1 protein-coding gene and 1 pseudogene are annotated in these 1,068 nt (G+C 45.4%); both read right to left on the reverse strand.

Annotated elements, in window-relative coordinates; translation table 11 throughout:
- Positions 1-567, reverse strand: a 567-nt coding sequence (locus AC1DIS_RS30020; RefSeq protein WP_477781307.1) for an acyltransferase family protein, incomplete at its 3' end; no start/stop codon positions are given.
- A 13-nt stretch (positions 568-580) separates the two neighbouring features.
- A pseudogene (locus AC1DIS_RS30025) lies at positions 581-1,068 on the reverse strand (hypothetical protein); the annotation flags it as partial.

Genomic DNA, 1,068 nt, shown 5'->3' on the forward strand with positions numbered 1-1,068 from the left:
GAGCGGAAGTGTTAAATAGAAGATCCACTCGTAGCCTAAGGTCCAATGAGCTCCAGCAGTCATTCGGATGCTGTCCTGGAACCCATTAAATGATGCTCCGAAGAAGATTAGCCACTTTAGTGTCTCTTTTGCTAATGCGTCGAGGTGAACCAGTTTGAAGTTTGTGTTGATAAGGGTGGTAAGAATAAGTGCCGCGAGTACAAATAAATAAAGCGGCATGATGCGACGTACGCGTGAACTGAGCAGTTTTGCCCAGTTGGGGGTGGACTCATAAATTTTTCCTAGAAAAAGAAATCCGGTGATCATGAAGAATAATGAAACCGGGACCGTGCCTAGGTTGTTTAATAGGTCGCTATCAGGGCGCGACCAAACTCCAGTTGTCTTCCAATAGTATGTGGTAATGAAGTGGTGGCACACTACTGATGTTGCAAGGATCCCTCGAAGCGCATCTAGTGGTGAGGAACGATCTAAGGTTTGTTGAGTTAGCAGTGTGGAATAGCTGAATAGCTTATTTAGTAATGCTATTGATAGTGTGTATAGCAGTAGTAACGCTGCGATAACTGTCATGTTGGGAAGCCTGTTAAGAAGCTATAGCGTGGTTTGGTGGTAGCATCGTTTCGGGATAGTTGTCCTGGGGGGAAGGTCTTTGTGTGATAGAGCGATTTAAATTGGCTTCAAATTTAAATACATAATACAGGGCGCAAATCATGAATAGGGTATTCTGTAATGTGTCGATGAGGCCGGTGGATATCGTAAATGTAATGTAGCCAATTACCATTCCCAGATACATGCGCCGGGCAGGCTGCTGCCGGATGGTTCGAGCGACCTTGGTATAAAGTAAAAAAAAGAATGCAGTATAACTAATTAGGCCAAGAGAACCCTGGTCAATCATCAAGCGAAATACGATACTTTCAGTATTGAAAAGGTCCGGGTCGAGGCCTGAAGATACAATGTTGCGAGTCGCATCAAGGCCGCCTCCGACAAGCGGAGAACTAAAGAAATGACGAGCGGAAGCAGCAAATTGCGCGCCACGCATAGCTAAATCGGAGCCATTCATGTCTTCGCCGA

It is taken from the genome of Pseudomonas sp. 05N433 (assembly GCF_056396925.1).